At 68.6% G+C, this 1,760-nt stretch carries 3 protein-coding genes; all 3 read right to left on the bottom strand.

What is annotated here, in order from left to right:
* A partial coding sequence (locus BMZ19_RS21995; protein WP_170847833.1) for an NAD(P)(+) transhydrogenase (Re/Si-specific) subunit beta occupies positions 1-749 on the bottom strand: 749 nt, incomplete at its 3' end.
* A 1-nt stretch (position 750) separates the two neighbouring features.
* Positions 751-1,065 carry an NAD(P) transhydrogenase subunit alpha part 2 gene (locus BMZ19_RS21990; protein ID WP_090313885.1) on the bottom strand — a complete coding sequence of 105 codons (315 nt, stop codon included), beginning with the start codon at positions 1,063-1,065 and terminating at the stop codon, positions 751-753.
* Between the two features lie 29 nt (positions 1,066-1,094).
* Positions 1,095-1,760: Rossmann-fold NAD(P)-binding domain-containing protein (locus BMZ19_RS21985; protein WP_483153921.1), on the bottom strand; the 666-nt coding region annotated here is incomplete at its 5' end.

The raw sequence follows: 1,760 nt of genomic DNA, 5'->3' as shown, positions 1-1,760 counted from the left end.
ATGCCGGCCGCCGCCCAGCCCGAGTAGCTGTTGAGCATCGACACCACCACCGGCATGTCGGCGCCGCCGATCGGGATGATGATCAGCACGCCGATGACGAAGGCCAGCGCCACCAGCAGGGCGAACGCCGAGAGGTTGCCGGTGAAGGTGTAGACCAGGCCGAGGCCGACGATCGCCAGGCCGAAGGCCAGGTTCAGCCAGTGCTGGCCGGCGAAGGTCACCGGGGCGCCCTGGAACAGGCGGAACTTCCAGCCGAATACCGCGCCGCCGGCCAGCTTGCCGAAGGCGATCACCGAACCGGAGAAGGTGATGGCGCCGATGGCCGCGCCGAGGAACAGCTCCAGGCGGTTGCCGGCCGGGATCGGGTCGCTGATCGCGGCGACGATGCCCAGCGACTGCGGCTCGACCACCGCGGCGATGGCGATGAATACCGCGGCCAGGCCGATCATGCTGTGCATGAAGGCGACCAGCTCGGGCATCTTGGTCATTTCCACGCGCTTGGCCATGATGGTGCCGGCCGTGCCGCCGAGCAGCAGGCCGAGCAGCACGTAGCCGATGCCGGCGCCTTCGCCCATCTGCGCGCCGAGCTTGTAGATCAGCGCCACGGTGGTGCACACGGCGATGGCCATGCCGGCCATGCCGAAGGCGTTGCCGCGGCGCGAGCTGGTCGGGTGGGAAAGGCCTTTCAGCGCCTGGATGAAGCACACCGAGGCGACCAGGTAGAGCAGGGTGATCAGGTTCATGCTCATCTCAGTGCGCCTCGGCCTGCGCCTTCGGCGCCTTCTTCTTGAACATTTCCAGCATGCGCCGGGTGACCAGGAAGCCGCCGAACACGTTGACCGCGGCCAGCGCCACGGCGAGGGTGCCCATGGTCTTGCCCAGGGTGGTTTCGGTCAGCGCGGCGGCCAGCATGGCGCCGACGATGACGATGGCGGAAATCGCGTTGGTCACCGCCATCAGCGGGGTGTGCAGGGCGGGGGTGACGTTCCAGACCACGTGGTAGCCGACGTAGATCGCCAGCACGAAGATGATCAGGTTGTAGAGGCCGTCAGAAATCAGGTCCATGTTGTTGTCCTTGTAGGAGTGCGGCGCCCTTAGGCGGCGTTGCGGCGCAGCAGCTGGCCGCCTTCACACATCAGGCAGGCGGCGACGATGTCGTCTTCGCGGTTGAGGTGGAACTTGCCTTCGCCGTCGATGACCAGCTTGAGGAAGTCCAGCAGGTTGCGTGCGTACAGCGCCGAGGCGTCCGCCGGCACCAGCGCCGGCAGGTTGCCGTGGCCGACCAGGGTCACGCCGTGGCGCACCACCACCTGGTCGACTTCGGTGAGCGGGCAGTTGCCGCCGTGGGCGGCGGCCAGGTCGATGACCACCGAGCCGGGCTTCATCTCGGCCACCGTGGCTTCGTGCAGCAGCGTCGGCGCCTTGCGCCCGGGAATCAGCGCGGTAGTGATGACGATGTCGGCCTGCCTGGCGCGCTCGTGCACCGCCCTGGCCTGACGCTCCATCCACGACGCCGGCATCGGCCGCGCGTAGCCGCCGACGCCCTCGGCGCACTCGCGCTCCTCGTCGGTCTCGAACGGCACGTCGACGAACTTGGCGCCCAGCGACTCGATCTGCTCCTTGACCGCCGGACGCACGTCGGAAGCCTCGATCACCGCACCGAGACGCTTGGCGGTGGCGATCGCCTGCAGGCCGGCGACGCCGGCGCCGAGCACCAGCACGCGGGCGGCCTTCACCGTGCCGGCGGCGGTCATCAGCAT

It is taken from the genome of Pseudomonas linyingensis (assembly GCF_900109175.1).
GTDB classification, from domain to species: Bacteria; Pseudomonadota; Gammaproteobacteria; order Pseudomonadales; family Pseudomonadaceae; genus Geopseudomonas; species Geopseudomonas linyingensis.
This window is presented reverse-complemented; position numbering and strand designations above follow the sequence as displayed.